This window comes from Streptomyces silaceus, from assembly GCF_001419745.1.
In the GTDB taxonomy this organism is placed as follows: Bacteria; Actinomycetota; Actinomycetes; order Streptomycetales; family Streptomycetaceae; genus Streptomyces; species Streptomyces silaceus.
Window position 1 is genome coordinate 1 of record NZ_LIRJ01000035.1, and the last position, 15,623, is coordinate 15,623.

Here is a 15,623-nt window from a genome sequence, read left to right on the forward strand (position 1 = left end):
GCCTCGGCCGCCCCGGCCACACCGGCCGCCCGCGCCTTCGACACACTGTGGACCGGAAGCACGCTCAGTCCCCAGCCGCCGGCCGCGACCGCGCCCTCCAAGGCGCCCGCGTCGGGTGCGAAGGCGAGCCGCAGCACGCCCCACCACCACAGCGCGCCGAAGACGAGGGCGGGCACCCAGCGCACGACTCGCCATGTCACGGCCGTCCCGTTCACGGCTGCCACCAGCTGCCACCTCCCGCCCGACGCGAGGCCGACGCTAAACGCCGGGGTTCACTCCACGGGAGGGCGCACCGCCGGCACCGGAGGCACCACGGCGCACACACCGCGACACCACCGCGCCGACAGCGCCCTCACGCGGCTCCACACGCCCCCTCGGCCCTTCCGGCCGGCCCTGGGGCCCTGGGCTCGCCCCAAGGACTCGGCGACAGCTCAGCCGCCGCTCAGCTGTTCTCCGCCTGGAACATCCAGTGATGCTTCTCGAGGTCGGCCGTGATGCCGATGAAGATGTCCTGGCTCACCGGGTCCGCCTCGCCGGTCGCCTCGACCCGCTCACGCATCCGCGTGATCACCGCGCCGAGCGCGTCCACGAGCGTCCCCACCGCGTCCGCGTCCTTGACCCAGCCCTCGGAGACCTTCCCGATGCCGCTGCTCTGCGCGACGGTCGCCGCGCGCCCGTCGGGCGAGACACCGAGCGTGGAGGCGCGCTCCGCCACGGTGTCGGAGTGCTGCCTGGCCGTGTCCACGACCTCGTCGAGCTGAAGGTGTACGGAGCGGAAGCGCGGACCGACCACGTTCCAGTGGATCTGCTTGGCGACCAGGGACAGGTCGACCAGGTCCACCAGAGCACCCTGCAGCGCCTCCGAGACCGTCTTCAGATCCCCGTCGGACAGCGGGCTCTTCACGACGTACATGTGTCTCCTCCAACTCACGAGCGAATGCGAGAAATACTCATCAACCATGGCACATATGAACCAATGAGGTCGATTCGTGGATTCCGGATCGCCTCGGACGACATCGCCACCGACTCGGACAACGGTCGCCCCAGACAAAACGGAAGCCCCTGCCGGGTACCCGGCAGGGGCTTCCACACACCTGAATGCTCAAGCAGAGCGCAGCTCAGTACCGCACGGCCCGCCGGAGCGGGCGCGGCACGGCGTCACGCCGCGACGACGTCGACCGCCTCCGCAGGTGCCTTGATCGTGACCCGTTCCGGTGGCACGCCGGCCACGGAGACGGAATTGAGCATCGGGCGAACCGGTGCGCGCACCGGTTCCGTGACCGCTGCAGACTCAGCCAGCTCGGCGAGCGACAGTTCATCGCTCACTTCACGCATGAGCTCGGACATCCGTACGTCAAGCGCGTCGCAGATCGCGGAAAGCAGCTCGGAGGAAGCCTCCTTCTGCCCCCGCTCCACCTCGGAGAGATAGCCGAGCGAGACTCGGGCGGACGAGGAGACTTCGCGCAGAGTACGGCCCTGGCGCTGGCGCTGCCGACGCAGCACGTCACCCAGCAGGCGACGGAGCAGAATCATCGGTGGCTCCCTCCTCGGACCGCGTAGCCGCATCCTTCACGCCCCACCGTACCGCCTCGCGCGGCGGCCGTGCGGGGAGCGATGTCGTGTTCACTCAGGGCTGCAAACATCAATTCCCCCCGTTCTGTTCCGTATCCTGTGCCCGCCCATTCTCGGCACGTTCGCCGGAGAGCTGCTCGAGGAGCAAGGTGAGCACGCTCCGTACACTCTCCATACGGATTTCCGAACGGTCACCGTTCAACCGCAGGGCGGACACTTTCCCGTCGGCTCCGCCGTAGGCGTAACCGTGCATGCTTTCGACATCCGGCCCCGCGACCGCCACGTACACGGTCCCGACGGCCTGGCCGTCCTGCGGATCGGGCCCGGCGACGCCGGTGGTCGCGAGCCCCCAGTCCGCGCCGAGCGCCTTGCGGACGCCCACCGCCATCTGCCGGGCGACCTCGGGATCCACGGCCCCGCGCTCGTCCAGCAGAGTGCCGTCGACGCCCAGCACGCTCCGCTTGAGATCGGTGGCGTACGCGGTCACGGACCCCCGGAAGACCTTCGACGCCCCGGACACCGCCGTGATCTCGGCGGCCACCAGACCGCCGGTCAGCGACTCCGCGACGGCCAGCGTCTCCCCGCGCGCGGCGAGCAGGCGCAGCAGCCTGCTCGCGGACACGGCGGATGCCGACACTCCGGCGGACGTCACTTCGCGGCCTCCCGGGCGGACTCCTCGGCCGCCGCGCGCTCCTCGGCCATGCCCTGCCTGCGCAGCACGACGGCCTGCCTCACATAGTCGAGACCGGTCACCACGGTCAGCACGACGGCGACCGCCATCACCCAGAACCGCAGGGTCGCGAGCGGCCCCGTCAGCGCCAGAACGTACATCCCGACCGCCGTGCCCTGCGCGAGCGTCTTCATCTTGCCGCCGCGACTGGCCGGAATCACGCCGTAACGGATCACCCAGAACCGCAGCAGCGTGATGCCGAGCTCGCGGCCGAGAATCACGCAGGTCACCCACCAGGGCAGGTCGCCGAGCCAGGACAGGCAGATCAGCGCGGACCCCATGATCGCCTTGTCGGCGATGGGGTCGGCGATCTTGCCGAAGTCCGTGACCAGGTTGTACGTGCGGGCCAGGTGCCCGTCGAAGAGGTCGGTGATCATGGCGATGGCGAAGGCCGCCCAGGCCAGCGAGCGCCAGGCCGGGTCGTATCCGCCGTCGGCCAGCAGCAGCGCCACGAACCCGGGCACGAGCAGCAGCCGGACCATGGTCAGCAGATTGGCCACGTTCCACAGACTGGCCTGATTGACGGCCGCAGCACCCAGCTTTCCGCCACGCACCGGCTGAGCGCCGTGCGCGCCGGAGCCGCCTGACGCGGATGCCGGGACTCCGGTCATCTGCCGGCCTCCTCTGGACACTCAGCCACCAAGTCCACGCCCTCCGCGCCGACCACCTTTGCCTCGACCATACGACCGACCTGCAGGGCGTCCCCACCGGTGGCACCCGTCAAGCGGATCTGGCCGTCCGTCTCGGGGGCCTGGTGCGCCGCTCTGCCGAGCGGCCCCTCCTCCTCGTCGAGGGACTCGACGAGGACCTCGACGGTCTCGCCGATACGCTCCTCGGCGCGCTGCGAGGTGAGGTCCTCGGCCAGGCGCGCGATGTGCGCGAGGCGCTCGTCGACGACGTCCTGGTCGAGCTTCTCGCTGTACGTCGCCGCTTCGGTGCCCTCCTCGTCGGAGTAGCCGAACACGCCGATGGCGTCCAGTCGGGCGCCGGTCAGGAACCGCTCCAGCTCGGCGAGGTCCGCCTCGCTCTCGCCGGGGAAGCCCACGATGAAGTTGGACCGGACACCGGCCTGGGGCGCCTTGGACCGGATGGTCTCCAGGAGCTCAAGGAAGCGGTCGGTGTCGCCGAAGCGCCGCATGGCGCGCAGCACGCCGGGCGCGGAGTGCTGGAAGGACAGGTCGAAGTAGGGCGCGACCTTCTCCGTCGACGTGAGGACGTCGATGAGGCCGGGCCGCATCTCGGCGGGCTGCAGATAGCTGACGCGTACCCGCTCGATCCCGTCGACGGCGGCCAGCTCGGGCAGCAGCGTCTCCAGGAGGCGGATGTCGCCGAGGTCCTTGCCGTACGAGGTGTTGTTCTCGGAGACGAGCATGACCTCCTTGACGCCCTGCTCGGCGAGCCAGCGGGTCTCGCCGAGGACGTCGGAGGGGCGGCGCGAGATGAACGAGCCGCGGAAGGAGGGGATGGCGCAGAAGGAGCAGCGCCGGTCGCAGCCGGAGGCCAGCTTCACGGAGGCGACGGGGTTGGTGCCGAGCCGCCTGCGCAGCGGGGCACGCGGCCCGGAGGCGGGCGCGACGCCGTCGGGCAGGTCGGCGGGGGCCTCGGTCGCGGGGGCGTGGCCGGGCAGGGCGATCCCGGCGCCGGCGTCCTGGCGCTCGGCCGGGCTGATCGGCAGCAGCTTGCGCCGGTCACGCGGGGTGTGGGCCTCGACGCTGCCGCCGCTCAGGATGGTCTGCAGGCGGGTGGAGATGTCCGCGTAGTCGTCGAACCCGAGCACGCCGTCGGCCTCGGGCAGCGCGTCGGCCAGTTCCTTGCCGTACCGCTCGGCCATGCAGCCGACCGCGACGACGGCCTGGGTCTTGCCGTGACCCTTCAGGTCATTGGCTTCGAGGAGGGCGTCGACGGAGTCCTTCTTGGCGGCTTCGACGAAGCCGCAGGTGTTGACGACGGCGACGTCCGCGTCCTCGGCGTCCTCGACGAGCTGCCAGCCGTCCGCCTCCAAGCGGCCTGCGAGCTCCTCCGAGTCCACCTCGTTACGGGCGCAGCCAAGAGTGACAAGGGCGACGGTGCGGCGTTCGGGCATGCTCTCAAGACTACTTCGTCCCTGCCTCGGCCCCCGCCGCCAGGGTTGCCCGGCGGTCGGGCGCCCGCCGCCGTCCCGTCACCCGGACGTCACCGCCCGCGGTACGGCGCCGCAGGTCGTCGCCCCGCGAGGGGTCCCGTCAGCCGGCCTCCGGGTCGCCCTTCGTGTACGACAGACGCTCGACCTGACCGGGTTCGAATTCGTTCTCGACGTGCTTGCCGTTCACGTACAGCTCGATCGCGCCGGCGTCCCCGAGGACGAGGTCGACCTTCTGCTTGTCCTGGAAGGTCTTGGCCTGTCCCTGTTCCAGGACGCCGTCGAAGAGGGTGCGCCCGCTGTGGTCCTTGGCGGAGATCCAGCTGCGGCCGTCCGCGGCGTCGACCTTCACGGTGACCTTGTCGCGCGGGACACCGGCGATGGCACTGTCCGACGGGTCGGGCTTCGGGTCGGCGGGCTTGTGGGGCTTCGGCTTGTCGGCGGGCTTGGTGCTGGCGGGCGTGGAGCCCTCGGCGACCGACTTGGAGCCGTCGCCGTCGTCGTCCCCGCCGCCGAACGCGGTGAAGCCGACGAAGCCGATCACCGCGACGATCGCGGCGACCATGGCCGCGGTCCAGTTCGGACGGCGCGGTTCGGAGCGGATGCGCTCGGCCTCGAAGAGCGGCGCCGCCGGCGTGGGCTGGGGCGGGTGCCCGCCGTGGCCCTCGTCGTACTGCGCGAGGAGCGGGGCGGGATCGATCCCCACCGCGCGCGCCAGCGTCCTGATGTGGCCGCGGGCGTACACGTCGCCGCCGCACCGCGAGAAGTCGTCCTGTTCGATCGCGTGCACGATGGGGATGCGCACCCGGGTGGACGTGCTGACTTCGTCGACGGTCAGGCCGGCGTCGATGCGCGCCTGCTGCAGGACACGGCCGATCGAGGGCCGGTCGTCGGCCCGTCGTTCGCCTGCCGGGCTTTCGTCCGCGGGGCGGTCGAGGCGGTCGTCTGAAGGTCGGTCGTCTTCAGGGGAGTTGCCGATGGACACGGGGGCGCCTTTCGAGCGTGTAGCCACCTGCCGGAGGTTCAGTTTAGGGGGGTCCTGAAAGGGTGGGGCAACCGGGCGGACGGACTTTGTACGCCATCAGAATGGCCGGACATCCCGATGGTGGGACATCGCGCTGTCGTCCCCCTCAACTTGACGTACGCCGAAGGGAAACGGTTGCCCGGCGATCCCTTACGAGTGAGCCTGCCCCGCCCTCAGGGGTGAGCCTCCCCGCGGATCACGGCGAGCACGCCGTCCAGCTCGTCAGGTTTCACAAGAACGTCACGAGCCTTTGAGCCTTCGCTGGGCCCGACGATGGAGCGGGATTCCATCAGGTCCATCAGGCGTCCGGCCTTGGCGAAGCCGACGCGCAGCTTGCGCTGGAGCATGGACGTCGACCCGAACTGGGTGGAGACCACCAGCTCGGCGGCCTGGCACAGCAGGTCGAGGTCGTCGCCGATGTCCTCGTCGATCTCCTTCTTCTGCTTGGTGCCGACGGTGACGTCGTCGCGGAAGACGGGGGCCATCTGGTCCTTGCAGTGCTGGACCACGGCGTGGATCTCGTCCTCGGTGACGAAGGCGCCCTGCATACGGGTGGGCTTGTTCGCGCCCATCGGCAGGAACAGACCGTCACCCTTTCCGATGAGCTTCTCGGCGCCCGGCTGGTCGAGGATGACGCGGCTGTCGGCGAGCGAGGAGGTCGCGAAGGCGAGCCGGGACGGCACGTTCGCCTTGATCAGACCGGTCACGACGTCCACGGAGGGCCGCTGCGTGGCGAGCACCAGGTGGATGCCGGCGGCGCGCGCGAGCTGCGTGATGCGCACGATCGAGTCCTCGACGTCGCGCGGCGCGACCATCATCAGGTCGGCGAGCTCGTCGACGATCACCAGCAGATACGGATAGGGCTGCAGCTCGCGCTCGCTGCCCTCGGGCGTCTTGAGCTTGCCGTCGCGCACGGCCTGGTTGAAGTCGTCGATGTGGCGGTACCCGAACGCCGCGAGGTCGTCGTAGCGCAGGTCCATCTCGCGTACGACCCACTGGAGGGCCTCGGCGGCCTTCTTGGGGTTGGTGATGATCGGCGTGATCAGGTGCGGGATGCCCTCGTACGCGGTGAGCTCGACGCGCTTGGGGTCCACGAGGACCATCCGTACGTCCTCGGGCGTCGCTCTTATCATGATCGAGGTGATCAGGCAGTTGATGCAGGACGACTTGCCGGAACCGGTGGCTCCGGCGACCAGGATGTGCGGCATCTTGGCCATGTTGGCCATGACGTAGCCGCCCTCGACGTCCTTGCCGAGCGCGACCAGCATGGGGTGGTCGTCCTCGGCCGCGTCCGCCAGACGGAGCACGTCGCCCACGTTGACCATCTCGCGGTCGGTGTTCGGGATCTCGATGCCGACCGCGGACTTGCCGGGGATCGGCGAGATGATCCGCACGTCCGGGGACGCGACCGCGTACGCGATGTTCTTGGCCAGCGCCGTGATCTTCTCGACCTTCACGGCGGGGCCGAGCTCGATCTCGTACCGCGTGACCGTCGGGCCGCGCGTGAAGCCGGTGACGACGGCGTCGACCTTGAATTCCGTAAAGACGTTCGACAGCGAGTCCACGACCGCGTCGTTCGCGGCGCTGCGGGACTTGCCGGGGCCGCCGCGCTCCAGGAGGTCGAGCGAGGGCAGCGCGTACGTGATGTCACCGGCGAGCTGCAGCTGCTCGGCGCGCGGCGGCAGCTCGCGGTGCGCGTCGGGCGCGGCCTTGGTGAGGTCCGGCACGAGGCCGTCAGAGGGCGCCTCCGGCTTCTTCCTGAGCTTGCCGGGCACCGGCGCGTCCGTGGCGCGCGCGGTCGGTACAGGGGCCGCACGGTCCTGTTCCTCGCGCCGTTCGCGCTCCTCCCGCTCCCCCGCGACGCCCTGCGTCAGATCGGCGACCAGCGGCGAGGGCGGCATGCCGTGCAGCACGGCGCCGTCCAGCGCGGCGGCCGCGGCGGCGGCCACGTCCACGGCGTCCATCGGCCGGTCCATGTCCGGCTGCACGGAGGCCCTGCGCGGCCTGCGGCGCTTGGAGAGCGCCTCCTCCTCGGCCTGGTCGGGGGCGTACTCGGCGGGGGCGGCCGTGCGCCGGCGCGAGGACCGCGCGGGCAGGGCCTCGCGCCACTGCTCGTCGTAGCGCTCGTCGTCGTCCGTGTACGCGTCGGCCTCGGGCTCGGGCTGGATCACGCCGAGCCGGGTGCCGAGGAGCCGCAGCCGCTGCGGGATGGCGTTGACGGGCGTCGCCGTGACGACGAGCAGCCCGAAGACGGTGAGCAGCACCAGGAGCGGCACCGCGAGGATCTCGCCCATGGTGAAGATCAGGGGCGTGGAGGCGCCCCAGCCGATCAGGCCGCCGGCGTCCCTTATCGCCTGCATGCCGTCACTGCGGGCCGGCGATCCGCACGCGACGTGCACCTGCCCGAGGATGCCGACGACCAGGGCGGAGAGCCCGATCACGATGCGGCCGTTCGCCTCGGGCTTCTCCGGGTGCCGGATGAGGCGTACGCCGATGGCACCGAGCAGGAGCGGCACGAGGAGGTCGAGCCGGCCGAACGCGCCGGTCACCAGGACCTCGACGAGGTCGCCGACCGGGCCGCGCAGATTCGACCAGGTGCCCGCGGCCACGATCAGCGCGACGCCGAGCAGCAGGAGCGCGAGGCCGTCCTTGCGGTGCGCCGGGTCGAGGCCCTTCGCGCCGCGCCCTATGCCGCGGAACATGGCGCCGACGGTGTGCGCGATGCCGAGCCAGACGGCGCGCACGAGGCGGTACACGCCCCCGGTGGGACTGGGCGCCGGCTTGGGTGCGGGCTTCTTCGCCGCGGCCTTCTTGGCCGGTGCCTTCTTGGCGGGCGCCTTCTTTGCCGCGGTTTTCTTCGCGGGCGGCTTGGCGGCGGCCTTCTTCGCCGGAGCCTTGGTCGGCGCGGCCGCCTTCTTCGCGGGCGTCTTCTTGGCTGCGGACTGACGTGAGGCCATGGGTGTGAGGTTACCTTCGCGGACCACTGCGGACACGTGTGCCCACTGCTTCACCCGTTTGTGTCGCCCTTGCGGAGACGGTGAACTGACGGGAATTCACCGCACCGCCGCGCCACGACGCACCCTCGGTGACGCCTGGTGCCCCGTCAGTTCTGCGAGGGCACCGAGGGAGCACCGCTTCCGGTGCCCGGCTCCAGGGCGTCAAGAGCCCGCCGCAGCCCGGTGAGTTTGCGTTCGAGATGGGCCGCGGTGGCCACCGCGGCGGCATCCGCCGACTCGTCGTCGAGCTGCTTGGAGAGCGCCTCGGCCTGCTCCTCGACGGCCGCGAGCCGGGCCGAGAGCTCGGCGAGCAGCCCCGCGGGCTCCTTCGCGTCGCCCGCCGCGACCTTGCCGCCGCCCTCCAGCTGGAGACGCAGCAGAGCTGCCTGCTCCCGCAGTTGGCAGTTCTTCATGTACAGCTCGACGAACACCGAGACCTTCGCGCGCAGCACCCACGGGTCGAACGGCTTCGAGATGTAGTCCACCGCGCCCGCGGCATAGCCGCGGAAGGTGTGATGCGGCCCGTGATTGATGGCGGTGAGGAAGATGATCGGGATGTCCCGGGTCCGCTCCCGCCGCTTGATGTGCGCTGCGGTTTCGAAACCGTCCATTCCCGGCATCTGGACGTCCAGCAGAATGACCGCGAAGTCGTCCGTGAGTAGTGCTTTGAGCGCTTCCTCCCCGGACGATGCCCGCACCAGTGTCTGATCGAGCGCAGAGAGGATGGCCTCCAGCGCCAGCAGATTCTCCGGCCGGTCATCGACCAGGAGGATCTTGGCCTTCTGCACCATGGCCCGCCCTCCTCGCCCCGGCGGTACACCGGGCGCCGCCCCAGGGGACGACTCCCTTGCGCCGCCCGTCCTTGTGCCGGTCATGGTAGCCGCACCCCGCCTGTCGCCACACCCTGTCACCGCGATGTCACTGTGCACGTAGCAGAAACGCGGTGGGAGACCAGAAGGTTCCCCGAATACCGCCGTTCTACACGGCCCCGGCCACACTCTGTCAGCAACTCCGTGTGACGAAGCCGGTTCTCGGTCACTGTGCGCGCATCCACTGTTCCATCACCGACAACAGGTGATCCGGGTCGACCGGCTTCGTCACGTAATCGGAAGCCCCGGAGTCGATCGCCTTCTCCCGGTCGCCCTTCATCGCCTTCGCGGTCAGCGCGATGATCGGGAGCCCGGCGAACTGCGGCATCCTGCGGATCGCCGTCGTCGTCGCGTACCCGTCCATCTCCGGCATCATGATGTCCATCAGAACGACCGTCACGTCGTCGTGCTGTTCGAGTACCTCGATGCCCTCCCGGCCGTTCTCCGCGTACAGCACCGCGAGGCCGTGCTGCTCCAGGACGCTGGTGAGCGCGAAGACGTTGCGGATGTCGTCGTCGACGATGAGGACCTTCTCGCCGCCGAAGTGGATGCCGGGCCGCCCGGTCGGCGTCTCCCGGACCGGGGTGGGCCACTGCTCCTGCGGCCGCGGCTCCTGGGAGCCGGACGCCGGCTGCACCGGCAGCGCGGGCGGCAGCTCCGGGGCGGGCTGCACGCCCCGACGACGGCGCCGGAACAGCGCGGCGGGCCCGCTCGGCCCCTCGGAGCGCTCCGGGGCGCCCTCGGACGCCTCCGGGGCCTCGGTCGCCGGCCCCTCCTCCAGTGGGGGCAGTTCCGGGGCCGCGGAAGCCGGGGCGAGCTGCGGATAGCCCTGGGGCGGCAGTTCGCTCGGGTGCAGCGGCAAATAGAGCGTGAAGGTCGAGCCGCGGCCCGGCTCGCTCTGCGCGTGGATCTCACCGCCCAGCAGCCGCGCGATCTCCCGGCTGATGGAGAGACCGAGACCGGTGCCGCCGTACTTCCTGCTGGTCGTGCCGTCGGCCTGCTTGAACGCCTCGAAGATGACCCGCATCTTGCTGGCCGCGATACCGATGCCGGTGTCCGTCACCGAGAACGCGATCAGGTCGGCGTCCGCGTCGCGCAGCGAGCCCGCCTCCAGGAGCTGCTCGCGGATCGCGTCGGGCACGTCGTTGTTGGCGTGCCGGATGACCAGCTCGACCGCTCCGGAGTCGGTGAACTTCACCGCGTTCGACAGGAGGTTGCGCAGCACCTGGAGAAGGCGCTGCTCGTCCGTGTGCAGCGTCGCGGGCAGCTCCGGGGAGACGCGTACGGAGAAATCGAGCCCCTTCTCCGCGGTCAGCGGGCGGAAAGTGGCCTCTACGTAGTCGACGAGTTGGACCAGGGCGATGCGCGTCGGGGAGACGTCCATCTTGCCCGCCTCGACCTTCGACAGGTCGAGGATGTCGTTGATCAGCTGGAGCAGGTCCGAGCCCGCGCCGTGGATCGTCTCGGCGAACTCGACCTGCTTGGGGGTGAGGTTCGCGTCGGCGTTGTCGGCGAGCAACTTGGCCAGGATCAGCAGGGAGTTGAGCGGCGTCCGCAGCTCGTGCGACATGTTCGCCAGGAACTCGGACTTGTAGCGCATCGACACCGCGAGCTGCTCGGCGCGCTCCTCAAGGACCTGCCTGGCCTCCTCGATCTCGGTGTTCTTGACCTCGATGTCGCGGTTCTGCTGGGCCAGCAGCTCGGCCTTCTCCTCCAGCTCCGCGTTCGAGTCCTGCAGCGCCTTCTGCCGGTTCTCCAACTCGGCCGAGCGCTCGCGCAGTTGCTCGGTCAGCTCCTGCGACTGCTTGAGCAGCACCTCGGTCTTCGTGTTGACGCTGATGGTGTTGACGCTCGTCGCGATCATCTCGGCGATCTGGCTGAGGAAGTCCTTCTGGATCTGCGTGAACGGCTGGAAGGCCGCCAGCTCGATCACGCCGAGTACGGTCCCTTCGAAGAGCACCGGCAACACGATGACCTGCGCGGGCGGCGCCTCGCCGAGGCCGGAGGCGATCCGCAGATAACCGGAGGGCGCGTTCTCCACGAGGATCGTGCGCCGCTCCTTGGCCGCCGTGCCGATGAGGGTCTCGCCGGGCCGGAACGACGTCGGCATGGACCCCATGGAGTAGCCGTAACTGCCGAGCATCCGCAGCTCGTACGCGTCCTCGTGGTCGCCCCCGAGGTCCTTGCCGTCGTCCGTGGGCATCGCCAGGAAGAACGCGCCGTGCTGCGCGGAGACGACCGGCGTCAGCTCGCTCATGATCAGCGAGGCGACGTCCTCCAGGTCGCGGCGGCCCTGCATCAGGCCGGAGATCCGCGCGAGGTTGCCCTTGAGCCAGTCCTGTTCCTTGTTGGCGAGGGTGGTGTCGCGGAGGTTCGCGATCATCGTGTTGATGTTGTCCTGGAGGACCTGGATCTCGCCCGCCGCGTCGACCTCGATCTTGAGGTTGAGGTCACCGCGCGTCACCGCCGTGGCGACCTTCGCGATGGCGCGCACCTGACGGGTGAGGTTCCCTGCCATCTCGTTCACGGACTCGGTCAGGTCGCGCCAGGTGCCGTCGACGTCCCGCACCCGCGCCTGCCCGCCCAGCTGCCCCTCGGTGCCCACCTCGCGGGCGACCCGGGTGACCTGCTCGGCGAAGGACGACAGCTGGTCGACCATCGTGTTGATGGTCGTCTTGAGCTCCAGGATCTCGCCCCGGGCGTCGATGTCGATCTTCTTGGTCAGATCACCCTTGGCGATCGCGGTGGTGACCATCGCGATGTTGCGGACCTGCCCGGTCAGGTTGGACGCCATCGAGTTCACGGACTCGGTGAGGTCCTTCCACGTACCGGAGACGCCCGGCACGCGCGCCTGGCCGCCCAGGATGCCGTCCGTGCCCACCTCGCGGGCCACGCGCGTGACCTCGTCGGCGAACGAACTCAGCGTCGTCACCATCGTGTTGACCGTGTCGGCGAGCTGCGCGACCTCGCCGCGCGCCTCGACCGTGACCTTCTTGGTGAGGTCGCCGTTGGCGACCGCCGCCGAGACCTGCGAGATGTTCCGCACCTGGCTGGTCAGGTTGTTGGCCATCAGGTTGACGTTGTCGCTCAGGTCCTTCCAGATGCCCGTGACACCCGGCACCCGCGCCTGACCGCCCAGCTGTCCTTCCGTGCCCACCTCACGGGCCACGCGCGTGACCTGCTCGGCGAACGACGACAGCTGGTCCACCATCGTGTTGACGGTCGTGACGAGTTCGAGGATCTCGCCCTTCGCGTCGACGGTGATCTTCTTGGAGAGGTCGCCCATGGCGACGGCCGTGGTGACCTCGGCGATGTTCCGCACCTGAAGGGTGAGGTTGTTCGCCATGCCGTTCACGGACTGCGTGAGGTCCTTCCAGGTGCCCGAGACGCCCTGGACCTCGGCCTGGCCGCCGAGGATGCCGTCCGTACCCACCTCGCGGGAGACCCGCGTGACCTGCTCGGCGAAGGCGGACAGCTGGTCCACCATCGTGTTCAGGGTGTTCTTCAGCTCCAGGATCTCGCCGCGCGCGTCCACGTCGATCTTCTGCGACAGGTCACCGCGCGCCACCGCCGTGGCGACCTGCGCGATGTTGCGCACCTGCGCGGTGAGGTTGCCGGCCATGCCGTTCACCGAGTCCGTCAGGTCGCGCCACACGCCGGCCACGCCGGGCACCTGCGCCTGACCGCCCAGGCGCCCCTCGGTGCCCACCTCACGGGCCACCCGGGTCACCTGGTCGGCGAACGCGGAGAGCTGGTCGACCATCGTGTTGATGGTGTTCTTCAGCTCCAGGATCTCGCCGCGCGCGTCGACCTCGATCTTCTGGGAGAGGTCACCGCGCGCCACGGCGGTGGTCACCTGCGCGATCTGGCGCACCTGCGACGTCAGGTTCCCGGCCATGAAGTTGACGGAGTCCGTCAGGTCCTTCCACGTGCCGCTCACGCCGTCCACGCGCGCCTGGCCGCCCAGGCGCCCCTCGGTGCCCACATCGCGGGCCATCCGCGTGACCTGGTCGGCGAACGACGACAGCTGGTCCACCATCGTGTTCACGGTGTTCTTCAGCTGGAGCATCTCGCCGGACACGTCGACGGCGACCTTCTGGGAGAGGTCGCCGTTCGCCACCGCCGTCGTCACCTGCGCGATGTTGCGGACCTGCCCCGTGAGGTTGCGGAAGGCGGTGTTGACGGAGTCCGTCAGGTCCTTCCACGTACCGGCCGCGCCCTGCACCTGCGCCTGGCCGCCGAGCTCACCCTCGACACCGATCTCCCGCGCCACACGCGTCACTTCGGCACCGAAGGCGGAGAGCTGGTCGACCATCGTGTTCACGGTGTTCTTCAGTTCGAGCATCTCGCCCGCGACGTCGACCGTGACCTTCTGCGACAGGTCGCCGTTCGCCACCGCCGTCGTCACCTGCGCGATGTCCCGCACCTGCGTGGTGAGGTTGCGGAAGACCGTGTTGACCGAGTCGGTCAGGTCCTTCCAGGTGCCGGCCGCGCCCGGCACGTTGGCCTGACCGCCGAGCTGCCCCTCGGCGCCGACCTCGTTCGCCACGCGGGTGACCTCGTCCGCGAACGTACGCAGCGTCTCGGTCATCTGGTTGATCGTCTCGGCGAGCTGGGCGACCTCGCCGCGCGCGCTCACCGTGACCTTCCGCGACAGATCGCCGTTGGCGACCGCCGTCGTGACCTCCGCGATCCCCCGCACCTGCGCGGTGAGGTTGCCCGCCATGAGGTTCACCGAGTCGGTGAGGTCCTTCCACACGCCCGCGACACCGGGCACCTGCGCCTGGCCCCCGAGCTCGCCCTCCGTGCCGACCTCGCGCGCCACCCGTGTCACTTCGGAGGAGAACGACGAGAGCTGGTCCACCATCGTGTTGACGGTGTTCTTCAACTCCAGCATCTCGCCGGCGACATGGACGGTGACCTTCCGCGACAGGTCGCCCTTCGCCACGGCCGTCGTCACCAGCGCGATGTCGCGCACCTGCGCGGTCAGTCGATACGCCATGGTGTTCACGGAGTCCGTGAGGTCCTTCCACGACCCGGACATCCCGCGCACCCTGGCCTGCCCGCCGAGCTTGCCCTCGGTGCCGACCTCACTGGCCACGCGCGTGACCTCGTCGGTGAAGGTGGAGAGCTGGTCGACGAGGTTGTTGACCGTCCGCCCGACCTTCAGGAACTCGCCGCGCAGCGGATGGCCGTTCCCGTCCGCCCCCGGCGCGCGCAGTTCCATGCGCTGTTCCAGGTCACCGTCCGCGACCGCGGACAGCACCCGGCCGACCTCGCTGACGGGACGTACAAGATCGTCGACGAGCGCGTTCGACGCGTCGATCGCCGCCGCCCACGAGCCCTCGCTCGCGCCGCCCTCCAGCCGTTCCGTGAGTTTTCCCTCACGTCCGACCATGCGCCGCACCCGCGACAGCTCGCCGGTCAGGTGCAGATTGCGGTCGGCGACCTCGTTGAAGACGGCGGCGATCTCCGACATGACGTCGTCGCCGGAGACCGTGAGCCGCTTGCGGAAATTGCCGTCGCGCATCGCGACCAGCGCCGCGAGCAGCCTGTTCAGCGCCGCGGCGTCCACCGACGCGGTCGTCCCGTTGCGCGGTTTGCGCTGTTTGTTCAGGGACTGTCCGTCTTTCGCGCGCGTCTTAGTGCCCCGCGTCGCTGCGCCAGACTCCACTGTGTCCCTCCCGCAAGGGTCGACCGGTACTGCTCGGGTTGTTCTGGGCTCTCCAAGAAGCTTGCCCAGTGTTTCACCATGGCTGAACCAGGCCATAACAGTTCGGCAGCTTCGCACACCGTCCGCACACCCTCCGGGCGGAAACACTGACGACCGGCATCAGCATGGACGGCGAAGGTAAGTAACCTTGCATCCGGCTGTCCAACCACCCCGGTCCTGCCCGGCCAGGGCGTTGGTACACGAACAAGCGGGCATCGGAGGGGCGGCCGCACCATGGGTTGGGGAGAACTGGGCGTCGATACAGTCGACACTGTCGATACTCGTACGAGGAGTGCTGTGATCACCGCGCGTGCGGCTGCCACCTTCGACCCCGTCGGGCGTTCCGTCGCGACGGCCCGCTCCTTTGTGCGCGACACCCTCCAGGGCTGGGGGTTCTCGGACGTCGTCGACGACGNNACCAACGCCGTCGTGCACGCCGGCACGGCCGCCGACGTCGAGTGCCTGCGCAGCGAGGACGCCGTCCGCATCCAGGTCGCCGACCACTATCCGGAACGCGAGATCCCGCTCCAGCAGTCCCCCGTCAACATGGGCAGCCCCGACCGCGAGGGCGGCCGCGGCCTCCAGCTCTGCGCGGCCCTC

11 protein-coding genes and 1 pseudogene are annotated in these 15,623 nt (G+C 69.8%); 2 read left to right on the top strand and 10 right to left on the bottom strand.

Annotated elements, in window-relative coordinates; genetic code table 11:
• The 10 genes from AOK22_RS04025 to AOK22_RS04075 form a co-directional block, all read right to left on the bottom strand.
• A partial coding sequence (locus AOK22_RS04025) for a hypothetical protein (RefSeq protein ID WP_425263996.1) occupies window positions 1-224 on the bottom strand: 224 nt, incomplete at its 3' end.
• A 218-nt stretch (window positions 225-442) separates the two neighbouring features.
• The gene (locus AOK22_RS04030; protein ID WP_055697147.1) at window positions 443-913 is read right to left on the bottom strand and encodes a Dps family protein; all 471 of its coding nucleotides are present in this window, start codon (window positions 911-913) and stop codon (window positions 443-445) included.
• A 245-nt stretch (window positions 914-1,158) separates the two neighbouring features.
• The gene (locus AOK22_RS04035) at window positions 1,159-1,533 is read right to left on the bottom strand and encodes a helix-turn-helix domain-containing protein (protein ID WP_055529762.1); all 375 of its coding nucleotides are present in this window, start codon (window positions 1,531-1,533) and stop codon (window positions 1,159-1,161) included.
• 109 nt (window positions 1,534-1,642) lie between these two features.
• Window positions 1,643-2,224: a CinA family protein gene (locus AOK22_RS04040; RefSeq protein ID WP_237773548.1), complete on the bottom strand. Its 582-nt coding sequence runs from the start codon at window positions 2,222-2,224 to the stop codon at window positions 1,643-1,645.
• Window positions 2,221-2,913 (bottom strand): CDP-diacylglycerol--glycerol-3-phosphate 3-phosphatidyltransferase, encoded by a 693-nt coding sequence (pgsA, locus tag AOK22_RS04045; RefSeq protein ID WP_055697148.1) that lies wholly within the window; start codon window positions 2,911-2,913, stop codon window positions 2,221-2,223. Before pgsA ends, AOK22_RS04040 begins: the two co-directional genes overlap by 4 nt.
• Window positions 2,910-4,385, bottom strand: coding sequence for a 30S ribosomal protein S12 methylthiotransferase RimO (gene rimO, locus AOK22_RS04050; RefSeq protein WP_055697149.1), 1,476 nt, complete (start codon window positions 4,383-4,385; stop codon window positions 2,910-2,912). Before rimO ends, pgsA begins: the two co-directional genes overlap by 4 nt.
• Before the next feature lie 139 nt (window positions 4,386-4,524).
• Entirely contained in the window at window positions 4,525-5,406 is an 882-nt protein-coding gene (locus tag AOK22_RS04055; RefSeq protein ID WP_055697150.1) for a helix-turn-helix domain-containing protein, read from the bottom strand.
• A gap of 212 nt (window positions 5,407-5,618) precedes the next feature.
• Window positions 5,619-8,402: a DNA translocase FtsK gene (locus AOK22_RS04060; RefSeq protein ID WP_107101843.1), complete on the bottom strand. Its 2,784-nt coding sequence runs from the start codon at window positions 8,400-8,402 to the stop codon at window positions 5,619-5,621.
• A gap of 146 nt (window positions 8,403-8,548) precedes the next feature.
• Window positions 8,549-9,232 carry a response regulator gene (locus AOK22_RS04070; RefSeq protein WP_055697152.1) on the bottom strand — a complete coding sequence of 228 codons (684 nt, stop codon included), beginning with the start codon at window positions 9,230-9,232 and terminating at the stop codon, window positions 8,549-8,551.
• A 244-nt stretch (window positions 9,233-9,476) separates the two neighbouring features.
• The gene (locus tag AOK22_RS04075; RefSeq protein ID WP_107101844.1) at window positions 9,477-14,984 is read right to left on the bottom strand and encodes a HAMP domain-containing protein; all 5,508 of its coding nucleotides are present in this window, start codon (window positions 14,982-14,984) and stop codon (window positions 9,477-9,479) included.
• Window positions 14,985-15,257: 273 nt separating this feature from the next.
• On the opposite strand from AOK22_RS04075, the gene AOK22_RS42490 reads away from it, so the two are divergent.
• Both AOK22_RS42490 and AOK22_RS42495 read left to right on the top strand, forming a co-directional pair.
• Window positions 15,258-15,438 (top strand): hypothetical protein (locus AOK22_RS42490; protein WP_244164689.1); only part of this gene is annotated, 181 nt, incomplete at its 3' end.
• A 2-nt stretch (window positions 15,439-15,440) separates the two neighbouring features.
• Window positions 15,441-15,623 (top strand): annotated as a pseudogene (locus AOK22_RS42495) (ATP-binding protein); the annotation flags it as partial.

Excerpts from the sequence above, each read along its gene's own strand:
- AOK22_RS04030 (WP_055697147.1), bottom strand. The coding sequence starts at position 913 with ATGTACGTCGTGAAGAGCCCGCTGTCCGACGGGGATCTGAAGACGGTC.
- AOK22_RS04035 (WP_055529762.1), bottom strand. The coding sequence starts at position 1,533 with ATGATTCTGCTCCGTCGCCTGCTGGGTGACGTGCTGCGTCGGCAGCGC.
- pgsA (WP_055697148.1), bottom strand. The coding sequence starts at position 2,913 with ATGACCGGAGTCCCGGCATCCGCGTCAGGCGGCTCCGGCGCGCACGGC.
- rimO (WP_055697149.1), bottom strand. The coding sequence starts at position 4,385 with ATGCCCGAACGCCGCACCGTCGCCCTTGTCACTCTTGGCTGCGCCCGT.
- AOK22_RS04060 (WP_107101843.1), bottom strand. The coding sequence starts at position 8,402 with ATGGCCTCACGTCAGTCCGCAGCCAAGAAGACGCCCGCGAAGAAGGCG.
- AOK22_RS04070 (WP_055697152.1), bottom strand. The coding sequence starts at position 9,232 with ATGGTGCAGAAGGCCAAGATCCTCCTGGTCGATGACCGGCCGGAGAAT.